Genomic DNA, 231 nt, shown 5'->3' with positions numbered 1-231 from the left:
ACCTCGCCGGCCGCACGCTCGCCGACCTGCTCACCGGCTCCCGCACGTCGCTCACCGCGCTCCCGTGGGTCGGCCACCGCTCACCGCACTGGGAGCCGGAGCCGATGCGCTTCGCCGGCGCCAACGCCGGCCTCCTGGCCATGGAGTCCGCCGACCTGGAGGAGTCCGTCACCCGGCGCCCCTCCGTCGTCTCGCGCGTCCTCTCCCCTCTCCTCGGCCACTGACCCGCCT

General features: G+C 75.8%; 1 protein-coding gene. It reads left to right on the top strand.

Features of this window, described 5'->3' with window-relative positions:
- Positions 1-224, top strand: a 224-nt coding sequence (locus SB719_RS22935) for a hypothetical protein (RefSeq protein WP_412160155.1), incomplete at its 5' end; no start/stop codon positions are given.
- Between the last annotated feature and the right edge of the window lie 7 nt (positions 225-231).

It is taken from the genome of Pantoea sp. SIMBA_079 (assembly GCF_046940275.1).
GTDB lineage: Bacteria > Pseudomonadota > Gammaproteobacteria > Enterobacterales > Enterobacteriaceae > Pantoea > Pantoea borealis.
The sequence above is the reverse complement of the archived record's forward strand: the minus strand, read 5'-3'. Positions and strand labels throughout refer to the sequence as shown.